We start from the raw sequence: 19397 nt of genomic DNA on the forward strand, positions 1-19397 counted from the left end.
AGGCGAGGCGAGGAGGGAACCATGACCGCGCCGGACGGCGTCAGCAGCGCCGCGAGTATCCACGCCGCCCGCCAGGCCACCTTGCGGCCGGACGGGCGGGCGGCGGTCAAGCTGGCCGGACAGCACAAGCTCTACGTCCGTGCCCGGATCGACCTCCTCTTCGACCCGGGCAGCTTCGTCGAGGACGGCCAGCTGGCCAACGCCCAGGCCGCCGGTCTGCCGGCCGACGGGGTCGTCACTGGACGGGGGCTTGTCGACGGGCGCCCCGCTCTGGTGGTGGCCAACGACCCCGGCGTGAAGGCCGGCTCGTGGGGGGCACGGACGGTCGAGAAGATCATCAGGACTACCGAGGTTGCGCTGCGCGACGAGCTGCCGATCTTCTGGTTCATCGACTCAGCGGGGGCCCGGATCACCGACCAGGTGGACCTCTTCCCCGGCCGTCGCGGTGCGGGGCGGATCTTCCACAACCAGGTGGCGCTGTCGGGCAAGGTCCCGCAGATCTGCTGCCTGTTCGGACCCAGTGCCGCCGGCGGCGCCTACATCCCGGCCTTCTGTGACGTCGTGATCATGGTCGAGGCCAATGCCTCGATGTACCTCGGCTCACCGCGGATGGCGGAGATGGTGATCGGGGAGAAGGTGAGCCTGGAGGAGATGGGCGGTGCCCGGATGCACGCAACGGTCTCCGGCTGTGGCGACCAGCTCGCCACCGACGACACCGACGCGATCGAGCAGGCCAAGCAGTTCTTCAGCTATCTGCCGGGGAGCTGGCGTGTCCCGCCGCCGGTCTACGACGGCTCCGACCCGGAGTGCCCGTTCGATGCGGAGCTGGTGCCGTCCTCGGAGTCACTCGGCTATGACATCACCACAGTGATCAACGCCATCGTCGATGCGGACTCGTTCTTTGAGATCAAGCCGCTGTTCGCCCCCGAGGTGGTGATCGGGTTCGGCCTGCTCGAGGGTCAGCCGATCGGGATCGTGGCCAACCAGCCGGCGGTCAAGGGCGGCGTTCTGTTCGTCGACTCCGCAGACAAGGCGGCCCGGTTCATCTGGCTCTGTGACGCCTTCAACCTGCCGCTGCTCTATCTTGCTGACGTACCCGGGTTCATGATCGGCAGCGAGGTGGAGCGGCAGGGCATCATCCGGCACGGAGCGAAGATGATCACTGCCGTGGCCGAGGCGACCGTGCCGACCATCTCGCTGATCGTCCGCAAGGCCTACGGCGCCGGCCTCTATGCGATGGCTGGCCCCGGTTTCGGCCCGGACGCCTGTCTGGCCCTGCCGACAGCCAAAATCGCCGTGATGGGCCCCGAGGCGGCGATCAACGCGGTCTATGCGAACAAGATCGCCGAGATCGCCGACGAGGATGAACGCAACGCCTTCGTCGCCCAGCTGCGGGCCGAGTACGAGACCGACATCGACATCCTGCGGCTGGCCAGCGACCTGATCATCGACGCGATCATCGAGCCCGGGGAGGTGCGGGCCGAGCTGATAGCCCGCTTCGCCGCCACCGCCACCAAAGACCGGCACTTCTCCTCCCGCCGGCACGGCGTCCCCCCGGTCTAGGGGCGTTGCGGCGGGGCGCGTCGGTCGGCCGGTGCGTGTCGGTTTCCCAAGTCGACTTGGGAAACTGTTACGGAGCCAGGGAAATCTGCCTAGCCGAGTGACAGTTTTCCTGGCTCTGTGGGAGGGCACGGTACGCGGACCGTGGAGCTCAACCGACGTTGTCGAAGTGCTCCACCAGAGGCGGGTGAGCGAAGTAGGGGCCGATGGCGCCGCGCCAGGTGACGAAGCGGTCGGTGGCCCGGAAGTTCTGCTCATGGATCTCGACCGAGTCCCACTCCACCAGCAACACGAACCGGTTCGGCGACTCGATGCCGTGGGTCATCCGGACCGACCGGCAGCCGGGGGTGGAGATGATCACCTCGCGGACACCGACATAGGCCTCGGTGAACCCGTCCGGGTCGGTGACATCGATCAGCGCGACTTCGAGAACCATGACCGGCAGCCTAGCGATGCGCTGTCACGTCCTGACGTCGCGCCCCCCGCATTCGGTAGATTCGCTGCGTGGGCCGCCTGATCATCGACTGTGTCGGAGGGATCGTCCTCGACGAACGTGGCCGTCTGCTGCTGGTGAGACGGGGCAACCAGCCGTCCCGCGGTCTGTGGTCCATTCCGGGTGGGCGCCGCGAGCCGGGGGAGACCGAGGCGGAGGCGACGGCCCGTGAACTGCTGGAGGAGACCGGACTGCGGGTCGTGGTCGGCGACCTGGTCGGTACGGTCGAGCGCGACGCCGGCGGCGGGGCCGTCTACCGGATCCGGGACTACCGCTGCCTGCCCGCCGCCGGGACCGACCCGGCCGCCGTCGTGGCCGGCGACGACGCGGCCGACGTGGGCTGGTTCGGCGCCCAGGAGATGCGGGTGCTGGCGTGCGCCCCGGGTCTGGTCGAGGTGCTGGAGAGCTGGGGCGTGCTCGGCGGCGGCTGACGGCCTGCCGCCGGGAGGAACCGACCAGTCATCGACAGCGGTGACCGGCTCGGCCGCTCAGCTCCTGCTGTGCCGGTGCAACGAGTGGTCGAAACCTTGCAGGTACGCGCTGCGGGTCACCAGTCCGACTTGCGGTAGTCCTTCAGGAAGCAGCCGTACAGGTCGGTGCCCGCCTCGCCGGCGACGATCGGGTGGTACACCCTGGCCGCCCCGTCGACCAGGTCGAGCGGCGCATGGAAGCCCTCCTCGGCCAGCCGCACCTTGGTGTAGTGCGGCCGCTCGTCGGTGATCCAACCGGTGTCGACCGCGGTCATCAGTATTCCGTCGGTGAACATCTCCGCTGCGCTCGTCCGGGTCAGCATGTTCAGCGCGGCCTTGGCCATGTTGGTGTGCGGATGCCCGGGTCCCTTGTAGCCGCGGCTGAACACCCCCTCCATCGCCGACACGTTCACCACATAGCTGCGTCGTGCCGAGGTGGCGGCCAGCGCCGAGCGCAGCCGGCTGATCAGCAGGAACGGTGCCGTCATGTTGCACAGCTGGACCTCCAGCAGCTCCAGCGGGTCCACCTGGTCGACCAGCTGGGTCCAGCTGTTGATGGTGTGCAGGTCCGGCACCAGGCCGCCGGCATCGATCGCGGCCAGGTTGCCGTTGATCTTGTCCAGTGACGCCGACCCGGCGAGCATCGCAAGCCGGGAGATCTCCTCGCCGCTGGCGTTCTCCGGCAGGTGCGCCACCGGGTGGTTGGAGAGTGAGCCGGCCAGTGCCGCCGGGTGGGCGTCGGAGACGTGGTCGAAGGTGATCATCTCCGGCAGCGGGCCGTCCGGCAGCGGCTCCGACTCGGCGGCGACCAGCGGGGCATAGGCGCCGGTCGAGCGTCGTACGGTCTGGGCGGCGTTATTGATCAAGATGTCCAGCGGCCCGGCCGCCGCCACCCGATCGGCCAGCGCGACCACCTGGGCCGGGTCGCGCAGGTCGATCCCGACAATGGTGAGCCGGTGCAGCCAGTCCCCGCTGTCGGCCAACCCGCTGAACCGGCGGGCGGCGTCGGCCGGGAACCTGGTGGTGATCGTCGTCTGCGCACCGTCGCGCAGCAGCCGCAGCGCGATGTACATGCCGATCTTGGCCCGGCCGCCGGTGAGCAGCGCCCGACGACCGGTCAGGTCGGTCCGGGCGTCGCGGTGGGCGTGGTTGACCGCGGCGCAGTCCGGGCACAGCTGGTGGTAGAACGCGTCCACCTGGGTGTGCAGCTGCTTGCAGATGTAGCAGGGCCGCGGCCTGATGTAGGAACCCGCGACGGCGCCGGCGGCCTGGGACACCAGCTGGATGCCCGCCGTCTCGTCGTCGATCCGCTGCGGCGACCCGGTGGCGGTGGCGGCCTCCACCGACCTGTCCGCCTCCTGGATCACCTCGCGCCGCTCCCGCCGGCGTTCCTTGCGTACGGCCTTGAAGATGCCTGCCGTGGCTCGCCGGACGGCGACCGAGTCCGGGTGCTCGGGAGGGAGCCCGGCCACCTGCTCAAGCACCCGCAGGGCGCGGGCCAGCTCCTCGGCATCCACCCCGGGCGGATGCTCGGCCGGCCGGCTGGCGGCCAGTAGCGCCTCGGCTCGGGCGGCGCGGCGCTGCTGCTCGTTCACCGACTGGTCGTCGACGGACGCCACTAGATCGGGAGCCGGCGGAACAGCGGCCGCGGGACGTGCCGCAGGCCCGACATCACGGCGCGCATCGGTGCCGGGACCCAGATCAGCTCGCGCTTCTCCTTGACCGCGGCGACCGTCGCCTCGGCGACCTCCTCAGGGGTGACCGCCATCGGAGCCGGCTCCAGGCCCTCGGTCATCTTGGACTTCACGAAACCGGGTCGGACCACCAGCACCCGCACCCCGCTGTCGCGCAGTGCCTCGCCCAGCCCGAGGTAGAAGCCGTCCAGGCCCGCCTTGGTGGACCCGTAGACGAAGTTGGAGCGCCGCACCCGCTCACCGGCCACGCTGGACAGGGCGACGATGGTGCCGTGCCCCTGGTGCTTCAACTTGTTGGCCAGCAGGACCCCCACGTGCACCGGGGCGACGTAGTTGACCTCGGCGAGCCGGAGTGCCTCGGCCGGGTCGGTCCACGCCTGCTCGGCGTCACCGAGCAGGCCGAACGCCACCACTGCCACGTCGATGTCACCGCCGGCGAACGCCTGCTCCATCGCGGCGGCGTGGCTGTCGGTGTCACGGGCCTCGAAGTCGATCTCGGTCACCGTGCAGCCGGCAGCGGTGAGCTCGGCCGCAGCGGCGCTCCGGCGCTCGGACGGCCGGGCCGCCAGCACGACCCGGACCGGTCGCACCGCGGCATAGCGGCGGGCGATCGCCAGGGCGATGTCGGAGGTGCCGCCGAGCAGCAGCAGCGCCTGCGGCGCGCCGAGGGCGTCGATCATGTGGTTCTCCCTAGTCGAGAAGTCGGTGGTTCGGGGTCAGAGCTCGAGGCGGCGCGCCAGGTCGGAGGTGAACAGCCCGTGCGGGTCGAGCTCACGCCGGACGGCGAGGAAGTCGTCCAGCCGTGGGTACATCTGCCGGAAGGTCGTCGCACTGAGCCGGGAGTCCTTGGCCAGGTACACCCGGCCACCGGCGGAGACCACCTGCTCGTCCAGCGCGTTGCAGAGCCGGTCCAGCCCGGCAGCGATGGGCAGGTCCACGGTCAGTGTCCAACCCGGGGTCGGGAACGACAACGGCGCCGGGTTGCCCGGTCCGAACCGTTTGAGCACGTTCAGACAGGACACGTGCCCGGACTGGACGATCAGCTCGAAGCAGCGCCGGAAGACGTCGGCGGCCTCGAACGGCACCACGAACTGGTACTGCAGGAAGCCGTTCGGCCCGTAGACCCGATTCCACTCGGCGACGATGTCGAGCGGGTGGAAGAACTGGGTGATGTTCTGGATCTCGCCGACGCGGTGTTTGGGCGCCTTGTGGTACCAGGCGGCGCTGAACGCCCGCGCGGTGAGGCTGTTGACCATCCGGTTGGGGAAGACCTCCGGGATCGTCCCGAACGACGGCGCGACGAACTTCAGCGGATCGCGGCGCAGCTTGGCCGGCAGCTCGTCCAGGGTCGCCTTGTTGCCACGGGTCAGCACCGCCCGGCCCAGGTGCTCGCCCCTGGTGACGGCATCGAACCAGGCCACCGAGTATGTGTAGCCCTGGTCGCCCTCGCTCATCCGCTCCATCAGCTCGTCGAGGTTGCTGGTGCGGTCGGTGTCGACGGTGAAGTAGGCGGTCTCGGTCCGTTGCAGGGCGATGGTCGCACCGAGCACCGCTCCGGTCAGGCCCATCCCGCCGATGGTGGCCCAGAACTGCTCGGCGGTGGCGCCCTCGGGGGAGAGGGTGCGGACCTCGCCGTCAGCCGTGAGCAGGTCGAGGGAGCGTACGTGGTTGCCGAAGCTGCCCTGAGTGTGGTGGTTCTTGCCGTGCACGTCGGCGGCGATGGCGCCCCCGATGGTGACCTGACGCGTTCCGGGCAGCACCGGAACCCACAGCCGGAGCGGCAGCAGCACCCGCATCAGCGCATCCAGGCTCACTCCGGCCTGCACCCGCGCGGTCGGCGGTTCGGCATCGGCGTCGATGGCCAGGATGCGGTTCAGCCGGGTCAGGTCGAGGGCGGTCCCGCCGGCGTTCTGCGCGGCGTCGCCGTAGGACCGGCCGAGCCCGCGGACGACCACGCCGCGGTCATGGCGGGACTCGGCGGAGCGGAGCGCCGACACGGCGTCGGCGACAGAGTCGATGGAGGCCAGATGGGCACGGCTGCCAGCGGCCCGGCCCCAGCCGTGCAGCTCGGTCATCGGCGTACTGGAGAAGGGTGAGCCGCTCACCGCCGCCTGCTCCTCGACCAGCGGTGACGGACGGATCAATGCACCAGGCTCCTGGACATCGCTCATGCGAACACCGCCACTGAGATGAGTACCAACCAGATTGCTCCGAAGGCCTGCAGGACACGGTCGTGCAGCACGATGTCCTCTGGCTCGCCGGCCTGACCAGCATCCACCTCCAACGCGTACTGCAGCAACCCGAGCGTGAACGGCGCGATGGAGATCGCTGTCCAGGGCACCCCCCATGGCCCGTGGCCGCGGTTCTCGAAGGCCCACAGGCTGTAGGCCATCACCACCGTCGAGGCAGCCAGGATCCAGGCGAACCGGAGGTAGGACTGGGTGTAACGCTCCAACGAGCGACGGGTGCCAGCCTCGGCCCCGAGCGCCTTGAGCTCGGAGTAGCGCTTGCCCGACACCATGAACAGTGAGCCGAACGAGGCGACCAGCAGGAACCACTGGCTCAGCGGGATCCCGGTCGCCACGCCGCCGGCCACCGCCCGCAGCAGGAACCCGCTGGCCACCATGGCCAGGTCGATCACGGGCAGATGCTTGAGGGTGAGGGAGTAGATCAGCTGCAGCGACAGGTACACCACCAGCGTCACGCCGAGCTCGACCGAGGTGAGGAAACCGATGCCGAAGCCGAGCACGCCGGTGATCGCCGCCAGCACCAGCGCCGCGGTCGGGCTCAGCTCGCCGGCGGGGACCGGTCGGAACCGCTTCCGCGGGTGCAGGCGGTCCTCCTCGATGTCGCGGACGTCGTTGACCAGGTAGACGGTGGCGCTCACCAGGCAGAACGCGACGAAGGCGAGCGCGGCATGCCACAGCACGTCGGGGTGGAACAGCTTGCCCGCAGCCACCGGTGCCGCCAGCACCAGCACGTTCTTGACCCACTGTCTCGGTCGCATACCCCGGACGGCAGCCGGCACCTTGGACCTGGGTCCCGGCGCGGGCAGCCGTTGATCGGTGTTCTGGTCTGCAGTCATGTCGCCTCGAGGTTATCGGGCTCGGGCACCGGATCGGAAAACCGGAGCCGGTCGCTCGCGGGACAGCTCGAGCCGGAGGTCGACTCGAATGATGGCCCGGTACGGCAGACTGGGGCTGTGATGTTGCAGCGGAGCCGCGCCCTGCTGGGTCGGTACCGGCTGCTCGGCCCGGCCTTCGTCGCCGCGGTCGCCTACGTCGACCCGGGCAACGTGGCCACCAACACCTCCGCCGGTGCCCGCTACGGCTACCTGCTGCTGTGGGTGCTGGTGGGGGCGACGCTGATGGCCGGCCTGGTGCAGTACCTGTCGGCCAAGGTCGGACTGCTGACCGGTGAGTCGCTCCCGTCGCTGGTGGCCGGCCGGCACGGACGCATCGTCCGGCTGGCCTACTGGTTGCAGGCCGAGCTCGTCGCCGTCGCGACCGACCTGGCGGAGATCGTCGGTGGTGCCATCGCTCTGCGGCTGTTGTTCGACCTGCCCCTGGTGGTCGGCGCGTTGATTACGACCACCGTCTCGACGGCGATGCTCCTGGTGCAGGACCGCCGGGGTCAACGCACCTTCGAACGGGTGATCGCCAGTCTCCTGGCCGTCATCACGATCGGTTTCCTCGCCGGGCTGGTCATCGCCCCGCCCAGGGTCGGCGGCGTGCTGTCAGGCCTGCTACCCCGGTTGCAGGGCGCGGACAGCGTGTTGCTTGCGGTGGGGATGCTCGGCGCTACGGTGATGCCGCACGCCATCTATCTGCACTCGGCGCTGGTCCGCGACCGGCACGGTCGGGTGGACGCCCGGGAGGCCGACTCGCTGCTGCGTGCCGTCCGTCTCGATGTCGTGCTGGCGATGATGCTGGCCGGCAGCGTGAACATCGGGATGCTGCTGATTGCGGCCAGTGCACTGTTCGGCCAGCCGGGTGTGGACACCCTCGAGGGCGCGCAGTCCGCCCTCGGGCAGACGCTGGGACCGGTCATCGCGCTGCTGTTCGCGCTGGCCCTGCTGGCGTCCGGCCTGGCCTCCACCTCGGTCGGCGGCTATGCCGGGGCGGTGATCATGGCCGGGTTGCTCCACAGCCGGGTGCCGCTGCTGTGGCGTCGGGTGCTGACCGCAGTGCCGGCTCTGCTGCTGCTGGCCGGCGGGATGGACGCGACCCGGCTGTTGATCCTGTCCCAGGTGATCTTGTCCTTCGGCATCCCCTTCGCGCTGGTGCCGCTGGTGTCCATCGCCCGCGACCGTCAGCTGATGGCGCTGGCACCGACCCATCCGGTCACCCTGGTCATCGCCTGGGTGGTGGTCGGCGTGGTGGTGTTCCTGAACGCGGCGCTGCTGTTCCTGACTGTCGCCCCGCTGGTCACCTGAACTCGAAAGTGCGGCTCAGCGCGTCGTCGACCACAGGTCGCGCCAGGCGATGCCGAGGTCGAGCAGCATCTCGCGCAGCAGCGGCAGGCTGATCCCGACCACGTTGTGCGGGTCGCCCTCGATGCCGGTGACGAAGGCGCCGCCCAACCCGTCCAGGGTGAAGGCGCCGGCGACGACGAGCGGTTCGCCGGTCTCGACGTACGCGGTGATCTCGGCGTCGCTCAGGTCGGCGAAGTGCACGACGGTTGAAGCCGTCCGCCCCAGCTGCCGGCCGTTGTCAAGGATGACCTGGTGGCCGGTGTGCAGCACCCCGGTACGGCCCCGCATCGCCTGCCAACGCTGGACCGCGATCTCGGCACTGTCCGGCTTCCCGTACGCCTCGCCATCGAGCTCCAGCACCGAGTCGCAGCCGACGATGATCATCGACGGCAGGCCGGTCGGCGCCGGGTCGTCCTGCAGTCCGTCGGCCACCGTGGCCGCCTTCAGCCGGGCCAGCTGCAGGGCCAGCTCTGCGGCGTCAGCGGCGACCACCTGCGACTCGTCGACGCCGGAGACGATCACCTCGGGCGAGAGTCCCGCCTGGCGCAGCGTGCTCAGTCGGGCCGGGGAGGCCGAGGCCAGGATCAGTCGGTAGGGCACAGCTCAGATCCGGGCCAGCGCGCGCCGGAGCGGGTCCAGCCCGAGGCAGCCCAGGTTGAGGGCGTCGGCATGGAACCGGCGGAGGTCGAAGCCGGCACCCTTGCGTGCCTTCGCCTCGTCGCGGGCCTGCAGCCAGATCCGCTCGCCCACCTTGTAGGACGGCGCCTGCCCGGGCCAGCCGAGGTAGCGGTCCAGCTCGAAACGGAGCGTCGGCTCGTCGGTGGAGCAGTTGCCGACCAGGAACTCGAAGCCCAGCTCGGGGGTCCAGCGCTCACCGGGATGGAAGCCCCAGGCGTTGCCCTTCGGGATCTCCAGCTGAAGATGCATGCCGATGTCGATGATCACCCGGACCGCCCGGAAGGCCTGCGCGTCGAGCATGCCCATCTTGTTGCCCGGGTCGTCAAGATAACCCAGGTCATCCATCAGCCGTTCGGCGTACAGCGCCCAGCCTTCACCGTGGCCCGACACCCAGCACATCTGCCGCTGCCACCGGTTCAGCAGGTCCTTCCGGTAGGCGTTCTGGGCCACCTGCAGGTGATGCCCCGGCACGCCCTCGTGGTAGACGGTGGTGACCTCCTTCCAGGTCGAGAAGGCGTCGATGCCGTCCGGCACCGCCCACCACATCCGCCCCGGTCGGGAGAAGTCCTCGGTCGGTCCGGTGTAGTAGATCGCGCCGTCATGGGTTGGGGCGAGACAGCACTCGATCCGCCGGATCTCGTCCGGGATGTCGAAGTGCGTGCCGGCGAGATCGGCGACCGCCCGGTCGGCCAGCCCCTGCATCCAGGCGCGGAACTGCTCGGCGCCGCTGATCCGCCGGGTCGGGTCCGCGTCCAGGAACGCGTAGGCATCGGGGATGCTGTCGGTGCCGACCAGGTCGCGCGCGATGGCGCGCTGCTGGTCCTGCAGCCGGTGCAGCTCATCCCAGCCCCAGGCGTACGTCTCGCGCAGGTCGATGGTGGCGCCGAGGTAGTACCTCGACTCGAGGGCGTAGCGTTCCTCGCCGACCGCATCCAGCTCGGGAGCGCGGGGGGACAGCTCGGTCGCCATCCAGCGGCCGAAGTCGGCGAAGGCTGCCCGGGCGGTGTCGGCCGCCTCGCGCACCCGGTGGCTCAGGGCCTCCGGGAAGTCCGCCGGGATCCGGCCCGCCAGGCCGGCGAAGAAGTCGTCGCTGCCGGTCTCGCCGGTCCAGGAGCGGATCTGCTCGACCGTTCCGGTCATCTGCCGGACCGCGGAGATGTGGCCGGCGTCCGCCTCGGCCGTCAGCGCCTCCCGGGTCTGTTGCAGCGGCACCGCAATGCTGCTCAGCCTGGCGGCGATGTTGGCCCAGGCCTGCTCGGTGTCGGTGGGCATCAGGTCGAAGATGGATCGGATCTCCTGCGCGCCGCCGGCGATCACGCTCACCCGGCTGGTGGGGATATGCGCCTCGTACTGCTCCACCTCGAGAGACAACCGCTCCAGCATGGCCTCCTGTGCCACCTTCTCGCGGTCGTCGACCGGCGTGGCCTGCTCGAGGGCGGCGATGGTGGCGCGGACGTGACTGATGCGCTCGGCATGGCCGTTGAGCGAGTAGTCGCTCCACCGGTCGTCGGAGCCCTCCACCCCCAGGTAGGTGGCGAGCTCCGGATAGCGCTCGGTGCACTCGGTCACGTAGCGGTCGGCGATCGCGTCGATGGTGCGGAGCGGTCGGGCCGGGTCAGTGGGGTGGTGGCTCACGGTCAGCAGCCTAGCCCCGGTTCCGGCGCCTCCTGCCGGGCCTGGTCGTCGCGCTCCTGCCAGGTGCAGATGCACACCTCGTTGCCCTCAGGGTCGGCCAGCACCCAGAACGACGGGGCCGCCGCCTCGCTGACCAGCCGACCTCCCGCCTCCAGTGCCGCCCGCAAGCGCCCGGGCGCCTCGTCATGCGGAACGGTGAGGTCGAAGTGGATCCGGTTGCGCTGTGGCCGGGGTGCGTCCATCTGCTGGAACCAGATCACCGGACCCTGCCAGACGGGGTCGACGATCGAGGCGTTCAGGTCGCCATGGCCCGGTTCGTCGACGTAGCCCATGACGGCCCTCCAGAACGGACGGATCGCGGGGATGTCGAGCGCGTCGATGGCGATCTCGAGCAGCTGGACGGACCGCCTGCCGTCGGCTGAGGTGACTCCGCTCGTGCTGCGGCCGAGTGCGGCGACGGCCTCGGTGATCTGACCGGAGAGGTCGACGTCGGTGTCGGTGACATCGGCCGCCCCGGCCGTCTGCAGGGTCAGCTCCACCCGGTCAGAGCGGAGATGGATACGCAGATGGTCGTCGGCCTGGTCGCCGCACGCGGTGGTGGCCGCCTGCGCCACCTGGACAGCCTCGGCCAGCGAGCCGACCGGGACGGAGGTCGCCAGACAGGCCAGCAGATAGCGCCAGGAGGAGTCGGCGACGGCTGCGGAGGCGGCGGATCGGGTAAGGGTTTCAGCCATGCGGCCACTCTGACACCCGACGCTGACAGTTCCGGCACAGAGTCCGTCAGGCTGCTCCTCCGTCGCAGGTGGCCTCAGGCCACGTCGGCTCCGACCACTGCGCTCTGCTTGGGCTGGACGGCCGACGTGGTCAGCAGGGAGGCCAGCACGACCACCGCAACGGCGAGCAGTGAGTGCCGGACGCCGACGTGGTTGCCGATGAAACCGAGCAGCGGGGGACCCATCAGGAACGCGGCGTAGCCGATGGTGGACACCACCGCCACCCGGCCCGCCGCGTAGCGCGGCTCGTCAGCAGCGGCCGACATTCCGACCGGGAAGCCGAGTGCGGCCCCGATGCCCCAGAGGACGGCGCCGACGGCGGCCAGGTAGATGTTGGGCGCGAACACGAACAGGACCAGGCCGAGGATGGCCGCAGTCAGGCAGATCCGCAGCACCGCCACCCGGCCCAGCCGGTCGAGCAGGGCACTGCCGGCGAACCGGAAGCCGGTCATGGCCGCGACGAAGACGCCGAACATGATCGCCCCTGCACTTTCGGAGGCACCCAGCCCGTCCACCGTCGCCTTGGCCACCCAGTCGTTCGCCGCACCCTCGGTGAACGCGGCGCCCAGCACCACCAACCCGATGACCAGCGTCCTCGGCTCCCGCCAGGCGGCGGTCCGGCGTCTCGGCTCTGCCGGGCCCTCGGTGTGCTCGGCGTGCGCGGTCGCGGGCAGGAACACCCGGGTACACAGGAAGACCACGACGGCGCCCAGCGCGACCACGCCGAACAGGTGCACCGGCAGTCCGACGCCGATCCTGGCCATCAGTGAGCCGATCAGGGCACCGACGAAGGCGCCACCACTGAAGGCGGCGTGGAACTTGGGCATGATCGTCCGCCCGATCCGGCGCTCCACCTCGGCACCCTCGATGTTCTGCGAGACATCCCAGACGCCCACGCCGAAGCCGAAGAAGAAGAGGGCGATGGCCACCGGGACCAGCCAGGTCATCAGCAGCGAGACCGCGATCACCAGCAGGCTCAGGCCGATCAGGCTGCCGGTCAGTCGAACGGAGACGGCGGTGCCGAACCTGTCCACGATCACCCCGGCCAACGGCAGACCGAGCACGGAGCCGAGGCCGATCATCAGCAGCAGCAGTCCGAGACCGCCCGGGGTGAGGTCAAGGGTGATCGCCACCGACGGCAGCCGACCCGCCCAGCTGGCAAAGACCAGGCCGTTGAGACCGAAGATCGCGTAGGTGCCGACCATGGCCGCGCGTACCCGAAGCGCCGGAGCCGGGGGGGCCGGCACATCGCCGCTGGAGGAGGTCACCGGCCCAACATAGTGGCGCGCGGCCACCGGTCCGGCCGCACCTCCCAGCTGACGAGACCGATCGGCTGGCTCAGCGGCGCCCCGAGGCGCGCCAGGCGCCCGGGCCGGGATGCAGCGGCGCCCGGACCCCGCGCCAGTAGGCCGACCAGCCGGCCGAGTTGGTCCGCGCCGGCTCGTTCGGCTGCGGCTGCGGCTGCCTGCCGCGGGCCGTGAGTACGGCAACCAGGGCCGCCAGCTCCTCCGGCGTCGGGTTGCCGTGCGTCACGGTGAACACCGGCGCCGGTGGCGTCGGAGCGGACTCCGGAACCGAGTCGCTGCTCATAGCGGAATGTTCCCATGCTTCTTCGGCGGCAGCGTCTCGCGCTTGGTTCGCAGCAGCCGCAGGGCCCGGGTGATCTCGATCCGGGTCTCGTGCGGGCTGATGACGGCGTCGACGAAGCCGCGCTCGGCCGCGATGTAGGGGTTGGCCAGCTCGTCGTCGTACTCGGAGATCAGCTCGGCGCGCCGTCGCTCCGGGTCCGGGTGCTGGGCCAGCTCCCTGCGGTAGAGGATGTTCACCGCCCCTTGGGCTCCCATCACGGCGATCTGGGCGGTCGGCCAGGCCAGGTTCATGTCAGCCCCCAGATGCTTCGACCCCATCACGTCGTAGGCGCCGCCATAGGCCTTGCGGGTGATCACCGTCACCAATGGGACGGTCGCCTCGGCATAGGCGTAGATCAACTTCGCGCCGCGGCGGATGATGCCGTTCCATTCCTGGTCGGTGCCGGGCAGGAAGCCGGGCACGTCGACGAAGGTGATCACGGGGATGTTGAACGCGTCGCAGGTGCGCACGAACCGAGCGGCCTTCTCGGACGCGTCGATGTCGAGGCAGCCGGCGAAGTGCAGCGGCTGGTTGGCCACCACACCCACGCTGCGTCCCTCGATCCGGCCGAAGCCGACGACGATGTTGGGCGCGAACAGGGCCTGCACCTCCAGGAAGTCGCCCTCGTCCAGGATGGCGCCGATCACTTCGTGCATGTCATACGGCTGGTTGGGCGAGTCGGGGATGAGGGCGTCCAGCTCGCGGTCGGTGTCGGAGATGTCGAGGTCGACTGGAGAGTCGAAGACCGGCGGGTCCTCCAGGTTGTTCTGCGGCAGGAAGGACACCAACGCCTGGACGTAGGAGATCGCGTCCTCCTCGTCGGTGGCGAGGTAGTGAGCGTTGCCGGATTTGCTGTTGTGCGTCCGGCCGCCGCCCAGCTCCTCCATCGAGACGTCCTCGCCGGTGACGGTCTTGATCACGTCGGGTCCGGTGATGAACATCTGCGAGGTCTGGTCCACCATCACCGTGAAGTCGGTCAGCGCGGGGGAGTAGACGTGACCGCCCGCTGCCGCTCCCATGATCAACGAGATCTGCGGGATGACACCGGAGGCGTGCGTGTTGCGGCGGAAGATCTCGCCGTACAGGCCGAGAGAGACGACTCCCTCCTGGATCCGCGCGCCGCCGCCCTCGTTCAGGCCGATCAGCGGGCAGCCGGTCTTCAGCGCGAAGTCGATGATCTTGACGATCTTCTCTCCGTAGACCTGGCCGAGGCTGCCACCGAAGACGGTGACATCCTGGGAGAAGACGCAGACCGGGCGCTCGTGGATGGTGCCGAAGCCGGTCACCACGCCGTCGCCGTACGGCCGGCGCTTCTCCATCCCGAAGGCGGTCGAGCGATGCCGAGCGAGCTCGTCCAGCTCGATGAAGGAACCCGGGTCGAGCAGCAGCTCAAGCCGCTCCCGTGCGGTCAGCTTGCCCTTGGCGTGCTGCTTCTCGACTGCTGCCGCGGAGCCGGCGTGCACGGCCTCGTTGATGCGCCGCTCCAGATCGGCCAGCTTGCCCGACGTGGTGTGGATGTCTAGGTCCATGGTGTGCACCCTAGTGTTTCCGTCTTCCGATCGGCACGCGGCTGCCCGCCGCGCGAGCCGGATGACGACGTCTGCAGCAGCCGGACCGGTGGCTACGATCGGAGCGTGAACCGAGGAGAACCGATCGACCAGTTGCTGCTGACCGAGCTGCTGGTCAAGCCCGGTTCGCTCTGGCGGCGGGTCGACGTGGTGGCCAGCACCGGCTCGACCAATGCCGACCTCGCCCAGAAGGCGCGGCACGGTGCCGAGAGCGGCTCGGTGCTCGTCACCGGCTTCCAGTCGGCGGGCCGGGGACGGCTGGGCCGCAGCTGGGTGGCACCGGCCGAGTCGTCGATCGCCCTCTCCCTGCTGGTCCGTCCCGACCAGGTCGCCTCCTGGCGCTGGACCTGGCTGCCGTTGCTGACCGGGCTGGCGGTGGTCGAAGGGTTGCGCCGCGCAGCCGACGTGCCGGCGATGTTGAAGTGGCCGAACGACGTGCTGGTGCGGGAACGGAAGCTGGCCGGCATTCTCGCCGAGCGGGTGGAGACACCGAGCGGACCGGCCTGTGTGGTCGGGATCGGGCTGAACGTCAGCCTGGCCGAGGACGAGCTGCCGGTGCCGACAGCGACGTCACTGCAGCTGGCCGGGGCCGCCACCACCAACCGGAACACGCTGATCGCCACCATCCTGCGGGCCTTCGCGCTGATCTACCAGCAGTGGGAGAGCTCCGACGACGACGCCGCCTTCGGCGCCGCCTACATCGCCCGCTGCGCGACCATCGGCCGCCAGGTCAAGGTGGTGCTGGCCGCCGACTCCGAGGTCACCGGTACGGCGGAGGCGATCGACGGTGACGGTCGGCTGGTGGTGCGTACCGCCGCCGGCCGCCGCACCTTCGGCGCCGCCGATATCGTGCACCTGCGCTGAGCCGCCGGCCGCACCGGTCTGTGCCAGCATGGGGCCATGGGATTCTCCCCCAAGCTGCTTGGCGCCGACGAGTACGTGGTCGTGCACATGCGCACCCATGCCAAGGCGCTCATCCTGCCGGCCCTGGTACTGATCCTGGCCGGTGCGGGCTTCGGCGTCGCCGCCGCGCTGATCCCGGCCGAGTACCACCAGGTCGGCCTGGTGGTGGCCGCCGCGCTGGCCGTGCTGGTCGTGCTGCTCTGGTCAGTGATCCCTTTCCTGCGTTGGCGGACCAGCACCTACACGATCACCAACCGTCGGCTGATCACCCGCCGGGGCATCATCAACAGGTCCGGCAAGGACCTGCCGCTGATGCGGATCAATGACGTCAGCTACGAGCGCAGCCTGACGGACCGGATGCTGGGCTGCGGCACGCTGAACATCCAGACCGCGGCCGAGGGCGGCACCATCGTGCTGTCCGACGTGCCCGACGTCGAGCGGGTGCACGTGGCGATGACGGAGCTGCTGTTCGGCACCTCCGCGCACCGGCCGGCCGTCGGGGACCAGGAGGACCGTGGCCGTCAGGATTGAGCGAACGTCTGAGTTCGTCGCGGAGATCGTGATGGACCGGCCGGAGGCGTTGAACGCCGTCTCGACCGAGCAGGCGGCCGCCATCGCCGCCGCCTGCGCCGAGCTGGCCTCCGACCCGTCGGTCCGGGCGGTGGTGTTGTCCAGCTCGGCGTCGCGGGCGTTCTGTGTCGGGGCGGACCTGAAGGAGCGCGCCGGCTTCTCCGACGAGGACCTGCGCGCCCAGCGCCCGGTGGCACGGGCGGCGTACGGGGGAGTGCTCGGCCTCCCGGTGCCCGTGATCGCCGCTGTCGAGGGCTATGCCCTCGGCGGTGGCTGCGAGCTCGCACTGGCCTGCGACCTGATCGTCGCCTCCAATACGGCTGTCTTCGCCCTGCCGGAGGTCGGGGTGGGTCTGATCCCCGGAGGCGGAGGCACCCAGCTGCTGCCTCGGCGGATCGGCTGGAACCGGGCAGCTGATCTCATCTTCAGCACCCGTCGGGTGGGCGCGGAGGAGGCCCTGCAGATCGGGCTGGCGGACCGGCGGGTGCCGGCCGGCCTGGCCCGTCTCACGGCTGTCGAGCTGGCCGAAGGAATCGCCACCCGATCGCCGGTAGCGGTACGCAACGCCAAGGCTGCGCTGCGCCGAGGCTTCGACGTCGGCCTGCCGGCCGGGTTGGAGATCGAGGACCTGGCCTGGGCCGATACGGCGTTCTCGGCCGACCGGGCCGAGGGGATCGCTGCCTTCAACGAGAAGCGGGCTCCGCGCTGGCCGGATCCTCCGGCGGGGCCGGGCTCGCGCTCTCCGGGCGGCTCGAGTCACCCGTGAAGACGAACCGTCGATAGGACCAGAACCGGAACAGCGTGCCCAGGCCCAGCCCGACCACGTTGCCGGACAGGTTGTCGGCCAACGGGCTGGTCAGTCCCAGGACGTAGTGGCTGAACGCGAGGCAGAGCGCCCCGATCCCGATCGCGATGCCGTTGAGGATCACGAAGATCGGCAGCTCCCGGCCGACCCGGCCCTTCTCCCGGTGCTGGTAAGTCCAGTGCCGGTTGCCGAGGTAGGTGATCACGGTGGCCAGGCCGATGGCGAGCACCTGGGCGGTGATGGGTTTCGGCTCCAGGACCCCGACCCCGCCGGGGCCTGCATAGCGGAGCAGGTTGAACGCGACGATCTGGACCGCGACCCCGGTCAGGCCGACGATGCCGAACTTCACCGCCTCCGGGCCGAGATGGCGCACGCGGTCGAGCAGGGTGGCAAGGGACATGGCAGGGGCAAGGCTACCGGTTTCGGCCTGGACAGCGATCGTCGCCGTTCCGCCGCTTCGGTTAGGCTCGACCACCGTGACCAACACCCGCCCCTTCGTCGTGGGCATCATCGGCGGCGGCCAGCTGGCCCGGATGATGCATGCGGCCTCCATCGGACTAGGCATCAAGATCCGACTGCTCGCGGAGGGCCCTGATGTCTCGGCCGCCCACGTCGTCGCCGACGTGACGGTCGGTGACTACACCGACCCGCAGACGGTACGGGAGTTCGCGGCCGGCTGCGACGTGGTCACCTTCGACCACGAGCATGTGCCACCGGGCATCCTGCGCGACCTCGTGGCCGCCGGGGTCCAGGTCCGTCCAGGGCCGGAGGCGCTGATCCACGCCCAGGACAAGGCGATCATGCGCGAGCGGCTGGGAGCGATGGGAGCTCCCTGCCCGGTCAACCAGGTCGTCGTCGACGCTGCTGCGCTGACGGCGTTCGGCGACCGGCACGGATGGCCGCTGATCGCCAAGACGTCCCGAGGCGGCTACGACGGCAAGGGGGTCTGGAAGATCGACGACGCCTCAGGTGCCGAGCTGCCGTTCGCCGACCTTGCCGAGGGGGTGCAGATCGTCGCCGAGGAGTTCATCCCGTTCGTCCGCGAGCTGAGTGCGCTGGTGGTGCGCTCGCCGTCCGGCCAGGCTGTCGCCTACCCGATCTCGGAGTCGGTGCAGCGCGACGGCGTGTGCGTCGAGACGACGACGCCGGCGCCCGGCTTCACCGACGAGCAGGCGATGGCCGCAGAGCAGCTGGCCCTGCGGATCGCCCACGAGCTCGGTGTGGTCGGCGTGCTGGCGGTCGAGCTGATGGAACGCCCCGACGGGTCGGTGGTCGTCAACGAGCTGGCCATGCGGCCGCACAACACCGGGCACTGGAGCATCGACGGCGCCTACACGTCGCAGTTCGAGAACCACCTCCGGGCCGTGCTGGACCTGCCGCTGGGTGACCCGAGCGCCAGGAACCGGACGACAGTGATGGTCAACGTGCTGGGTGGCTCGGTCACCGACCTGCCCTCGGCGCTGCTGCACTGCTTCGCCCGGGACCGGCAGCTGCGGGTGCAGCTCTACGGCAAGGAGGTCAAGCCCGGACGCAAGGTCGGCCACGTGACCACCGTCGGCGACGAGGTGGACGAGGTACGGCGACGCGCACGTCACGCGGCCAGCTATCTGATGGGAGACGAGCATGCCTGAGCACAGCTCCACCGGCCCGGCCCGGGTCGGGATCGTGATGGGCTCGGACTCCGACTGGCCGGTGATGGAGGCGGCGGCGACCGTGCTGCGCGAGTTCGATGTGGCCTATCAGGCCGACGTCGTGTCGGCGCACCGGATGCCCGAGGCGATGGTGAGCTATGGCCGCGGGGCGCACACGCGGGGGATCGAGGTGATCATCGCCGGCGCCGGCGGTGCCGCGCACCTGCCGGGGATGCTGGCTGCACTGACCCCGCTGCCGGTGATCGGCGTACCGGTCCCGCTGAAGTATCTGGACGGGATGGACTCGCTGCTGTCCATCGTGCAGATGCCGGCGGGTGTCCCGGTGGCCACGGTGGCGATCGGCAACGCCCGCAACGCCGGCCTGCTCGCGGTCCGGATCCTGGCCGCCGGCGACGCCGAGCTGACCGAGCGGATGATCGGGTTCCAGGACGAGCTGCGCCGTGCGGCCGAGGCCAAGGGTGAGCGCGTCCGCAACGGCTGACTCCATAACGGC

The 19397-nt window shown here is 70.1% G+C and carries 20 protein-coding genes; 8 read left to right on the plus strand and 12 right to left on the minus strand.

What is annotated here, in order from left to right; all coding sequences use genetic code 11:
* The first annotated feature begins 21 nt into the window (after positions 1 to 21).
* Positions 22 to 1563 (plus strand): acyl-CoA carboxylase subunit beta, encoded by a 1542-nt coding sequence (locus tag JOE57_RS13295; RefSeq protein WP_204918673.1) that lies wholly within the window; start codon positions 22 to 24, stop codon positions 1561 to 1563.
* Positions 1564 to 1711: 148 nt separating this feature from the next.
* Here JOE57_RS13295 and JOE57_RS13300 read toward each other — a convergent pair whose 3' ends face one another.
* Positions 1712 to 1996 (minus strand): antibiotic biosynthesis monooxygenase family protein, encoded by a 285-nt coding sequence (locus JOE57_RS13300; protein ID WP_204918675.1) that lies wholly within the window; start codon positions 1994 to 1996, stop codon positions 1712 to 1714.
* A 68-nt stretch (positions 1997 to 2064) separates the two neighbouring features.
* On the opposite strand from JOE57_RS13300, the gene JOE57_RS13305 reads away from it, so the two are divergent.
* Positions 2065 to 2484, plus strand: a complete 420-nt coding sequence (locus JOE57_RS13305) for an NUDIX domain-containing protein (protein WP_204918677.1) — start codon at positions 2065 to 2067, stop codon at positions 2482 to 2484.
* A gap of 116 nt (positions 2485 to 2600) precedes the next feature.
* On the opposite strand, the gene JOE57_RS13310 is transcribed toward JOE57_RS13305, so the two are convergent.
* Genes JOE57_RS13310 through JOE57_RS13325 form a run of 4 tightly spaced genes read right to left on the minus strand, consistent with a single transcriptional unit; the run spans position 2601 to position 7302 of the window.
* Positions 2601 to 4118, minus strand: coding sequence for an SDR family NAD(P)-dependent oxidoreductase (locus JOE57_RS13310; RefSeq protein WP_338041305.1), 1518 nt, complete (start codon positions 4116 to 4118; stop codon positions 2601 to 2603).
* 23 nt (positions 4119 to 4141) lie between these two features.
* On the minus strand, positions 4142 to 4897 hold the full coding sequence (locus JOE57_RS13315; RefSeq protein ID WP_204918679.1) for a decaprenylphospho-beta-D-erythro-pentofuranosid-2-ulose 2-reductase: 756 nt from the start codon (positions 4895 to 4897) through the stop codon (positions 4142 to 4144).
* Between the two features lie 36 nt (positions 4898 to 4933).
* Positions 4934 to 6388 carry a decaprenylphosphoryl-beta-D-ribose oxidase gene (locus tag JOE57_RS13320; RefSeq protein WP_204918681.1) on the minus strand — a complete coding sequence of 485 codons (1455 nt, stop codon included), beginning with the start codon at positions 6386 to 6388 and terminating at the stop codon, positions 4934 to 4936.
* A complete protein-coding gene (locus tag JOE57_RS13325; protein WP_204918682.1) occupies positions 6385 to 7302 on the minus strand; it encodes a decaprenyl-phosphate phosphoribosyltransferase in 918 nt (305 codons plus the stop codon). The genes JOE57_RS13320 and JOE57_RS13325 overlap by 4 nt, the downstream gene beginning before the upstream one ends.
* Positions 7303 to 7422: 120 nt before the next feature.
* Between JOE57_RS13325 and JOE57_RS13330 the strand changes: the two genes are divergently transcribed.
* Positions 7423 to 8652 (plus strand): Nramp family divalent metal transporter, encoded by a 1230-nt coding sequence (locus JOE57_RS13330; RefSeq protein ID WP_204920444.1) that lies wholly within the window; start codon positions 7423 to 7425, stop codon positions 8650 to 8652.
* A gap of 15 nt (positions 8653 to 8667) precedes the next feature.
* Here JOE57_RS13330 and JOE57_RS13335 read toward each other — a convergent pair whose 3' ends face one another.
* The 6 genes from JOE57_RS13335 to JOE57_RS13360 form a co-directional block, all read right to left on the minus strand.
* On the minus strand, positions 8668 to 9291 hold the full coding sequence (locus JOE57_RS13335) for a Maf family nucleotide pyrophosphatase (protein ID WP_204918684.1): 624 nt from the start codon (positions 9289 to 9291) through the stop codon (positions 8668 to 8670).
* A gap of 3 nt (positions 9292 to 9294) precedes the next feature.
* Entirely contained in the window at positions 9295 to 11004 is a 1710-nt protein-coding gene (locus JOE57_RS13340) for a DUF885 domain-containing protein (protein ID WP_338041306.1), read from the minus strand.
* Between the two features lie 2 nt (positions 11005 to 11006).
* Entirely contained in the window at positions 11007 to 11738 is a 732-nt protein-coding gene (locus JOE57_RS13345) for a VOC family protein (RefSeq protein WP_204918686.1), read from the minus strand.
* Between the two features lie 74 nt (positions 11739 to 11812).
* A complete protein-coding gene (locus JOE57_RS19215) occupies positions 11813 to 13045 on the minus strand; it encodes an MFS transporter (RefSeq protein ID WP_204918688.1) in 1233 nt (410 codons plus the stop codon).
* Positions 13046 to 13115: 70 nt separating this feature from the next.
* Positions 13116 to 13367 carry an acyl-CoA carboxylase subunit epsilon gene (locus tag JOE57_RS13355; RefSeq protein WP_204918690.1) on the minus strand — a complete coding sequence of 84 codons (252 nt, stop codon included), beginning with the start codon at positions 13365 to 13367 and terminating at the stop codon, positions 13116 to 13118.
* The gene (locus tag JOE57_RS13360; RefSeq protein WP_204918692.1) at positions 13364 to 14935 is read right to left on the minus strand and encodes an acyl-CoA carboxylase subunit beta; all 1572 of its coding nucleotides are present in this window, start codon (positions 14933 to 14935) and stop codon (positions 13364 to 13366) included. The genes JOE57_RS13355 and JOE57_RS13360 overlap by 4 nt, the downstream gene beginning before the upstream one ends.
* Before the next feature lie 105 nt (positions 14936 to 15040).
* Between JOE57_RS13360 and JOE57_RS13365 the strand changes: the two genes are divergently transcribed.
* The 3 genes from JOE57_RS13365 to JOE57_RS13375 are packed head-to-tail and all read left to right on the plus strand — an operon-like array spanning position 15041 to position 17213.
* Entirely contained in the window at positions 15041 to 15838 is a 798-nt protein-coding gene (locus JOE57_RS13365; RefSeq protein ID WP_204918694.1) for a biotin--[acetyl-CoA-carboxylase] ligase, read from the plus strand.
* 36 nt (positions 15839 to 15874) lie between these two features.
* Entirely contained in the window at positions 15875 to 16408 is a 534-nt protein-coding gene (locus JOE57_RS13370) for a PH domain-containing protein (protein ID WP_204918696.1), read from the plus strand.
* On the plus strand, positions 16392 to 17213 hold the full coding sequence (locus JOE57_RS13375) for an enoyl-CoA hydratase/isomerase family protein (protein WP_338041307.1): 822 nt from the start codon (positions 16392 to 16394) through the stop codon (positions 17211 to 17213). The genes JOE57_RS13370 and JOE57_RS13375 overlap by 17 nt, the downstream gene beginning before the upstream one ends.
* On the opposite strand, the gene JOE57_RS13380 is transcribed toward JOE57_RS13375, so the two are convergent.
* Complete coding sequence (locus JOE57_RS13380) at positions 17131 to 17652, minus strand: GtrA family protein (RefSeq protein ID WP_204918698.1); 522 nt, start codon at positions 17650 to 17652, stop codon at positions 17131 to 17133. The two genes, JOE57_RS13375 and JOE57_RS13380, sit on opposite strands and share 83 nt — an antisense overlap.
* Here JOE57_RS13380 and JOE57_RS13385 point away from each other — a divergent pair.
* Positions 17651 to 18883, plus strand: a complete 1233-nt coding sequence (locus JOE57_RS13385) for a 5-(carboxyamino)imidazole ribonucleotide synthase (RefSeq protein WP_204918700.1) — start codon at positions 17651 to 17653, stop codon at positions 18881 to 18883. The genes JOE57_RS13380 and JOE57_RS13385 overlap by 2 nt on opposite strands.
* Positions 18876 to 19385 (plus strand): 5-(carboxyamino)imidazole ribonucleotide mutase, encoded by a 510-nt coding sequence (gene purE / locus JOE57_RS13390; protein ID WP_204918702.1) that lies wholly within the window; start codon positions 18876 to 18878, stop codon positions 19383 to 19385. The genes JOE57_RS13385 and purE overlap by 8 nt, the downstream gene beginning before the upstream one ends.
* Positions 19386 to 19397: the final 12 nt, after the last annotated feature.

Origin of the sequence: Microlunatus panaciterrae (assembly GCF_016907535.1) — a bacterium.
In the GTDB taxonomy this organism is placed as follows: domain Bacteria; phylum Actinomycetota; class Actinomycetes; order Propionibacteriales; family Propionibacteriaceae; genus Microlunatus; species Microlunatus panaciterrae.

What these genes read in the sequence shown, in the direction of transcription:
- JOE57_RS13295 (WP_204918673.1), top strand. Translation starts at nt 22, where the DNA reads ATGACCGCGCCGGACGGCGTCAGCAGCGCCGCGAGTATCCACGCCGCC.
- JOE57_RS13300 (WP_204918675.1), bottom strand. Translation starts at nt 1,996, where the DNA reads ATGGTTCTCGAAGTCGCGCTGATCGATGTCACCGACCCGGACGGGTTC.
- JOE57_RS13315 (WP_204918679.1), bottom strand. Translation starts at nt 4,897, where the DNA reads ATGATCGACGCCCTCGGCGCGCCGCAGGCGCTGCTGCTGCTCGGCGGC.
- JOE57_RS13320 (WP_204918681.1), bottom strand. Translation starts at nt 6,388, where the DNA reads ATGAGCGATGTCCAGGAGCCTGGTGCATTGATCCGTCCGTCACCGCTG.
- JOE57_RS13325 (WP_204918682.1), bottom strand. Translation starts at nt 7,302, where the DNA reads ATGACTGCAGACCAGAACACCGATCAACGGCTGCCCGCGCCGGGACCC.
- JOE57_RS13330 (WP_204920444.1), top strand. Translation starts at nt 7,423, where the DNA reads ATGTTGCAGCGGAGCCGCGCCCTGCTGGGTCGGTACCGGCTGCTCGGC.
- JOE57_RS13345 (WP_204918686.1), bottom strand. Translation starts at nt 11,738, where the DNA reads ATGGCTGAAACCCTTACCCGATCCGCCGCCTCCGCAGCCGTCGCCGAC.
- JOE57_RS13355 (WP_204918690.1), bottom strand. Translation starts at nt 13,367, where the DNA reads ATGAGCAGCGACTCGGTTCCGGAGTCCGCTCCGACGCCACCGGCGCCG.
- JOE57_RS13360 (WP_204918692.1), bottom strand. Translation starts at nt 14,935, where the DNA reads ATGGACCTAGACATCCACACCACGTCGGGCAAGCTGGCCGATCTGGAG.
- JOE57_RS13370 (WP_204918696.1), top strand. Translation starts at nt 15,875, where the DNA reads ATGGGATTCTCCCCCAAGCTGCTTGGCGCCGACGAGTACGTGGTCGTG.
- JOE57_RS13385 (WP_204918700.1), top strand. Translation starts at nt 17,651, where the DNA reads ATGGCAGGGGCAAGGCTACCGGTTTCGGCCTGGACAGCGATCGTCGCC.
- JOE57_RS13380 (WP_204918698.1), bottom strand. Translation starts at nt 17,652, where the DNA reads ATGTCCCTTGCCACCCTGCTCGACCGCGTGCGCCATCTCGGCCCGGAG.
- purE (WP_204918702.1), top strand. Translation starts at nt 18,876, where the DNA reads ATGCCTGAGCACAGCTCCACCGGCCCGGCCCGGGTCGGGATCGTGATG.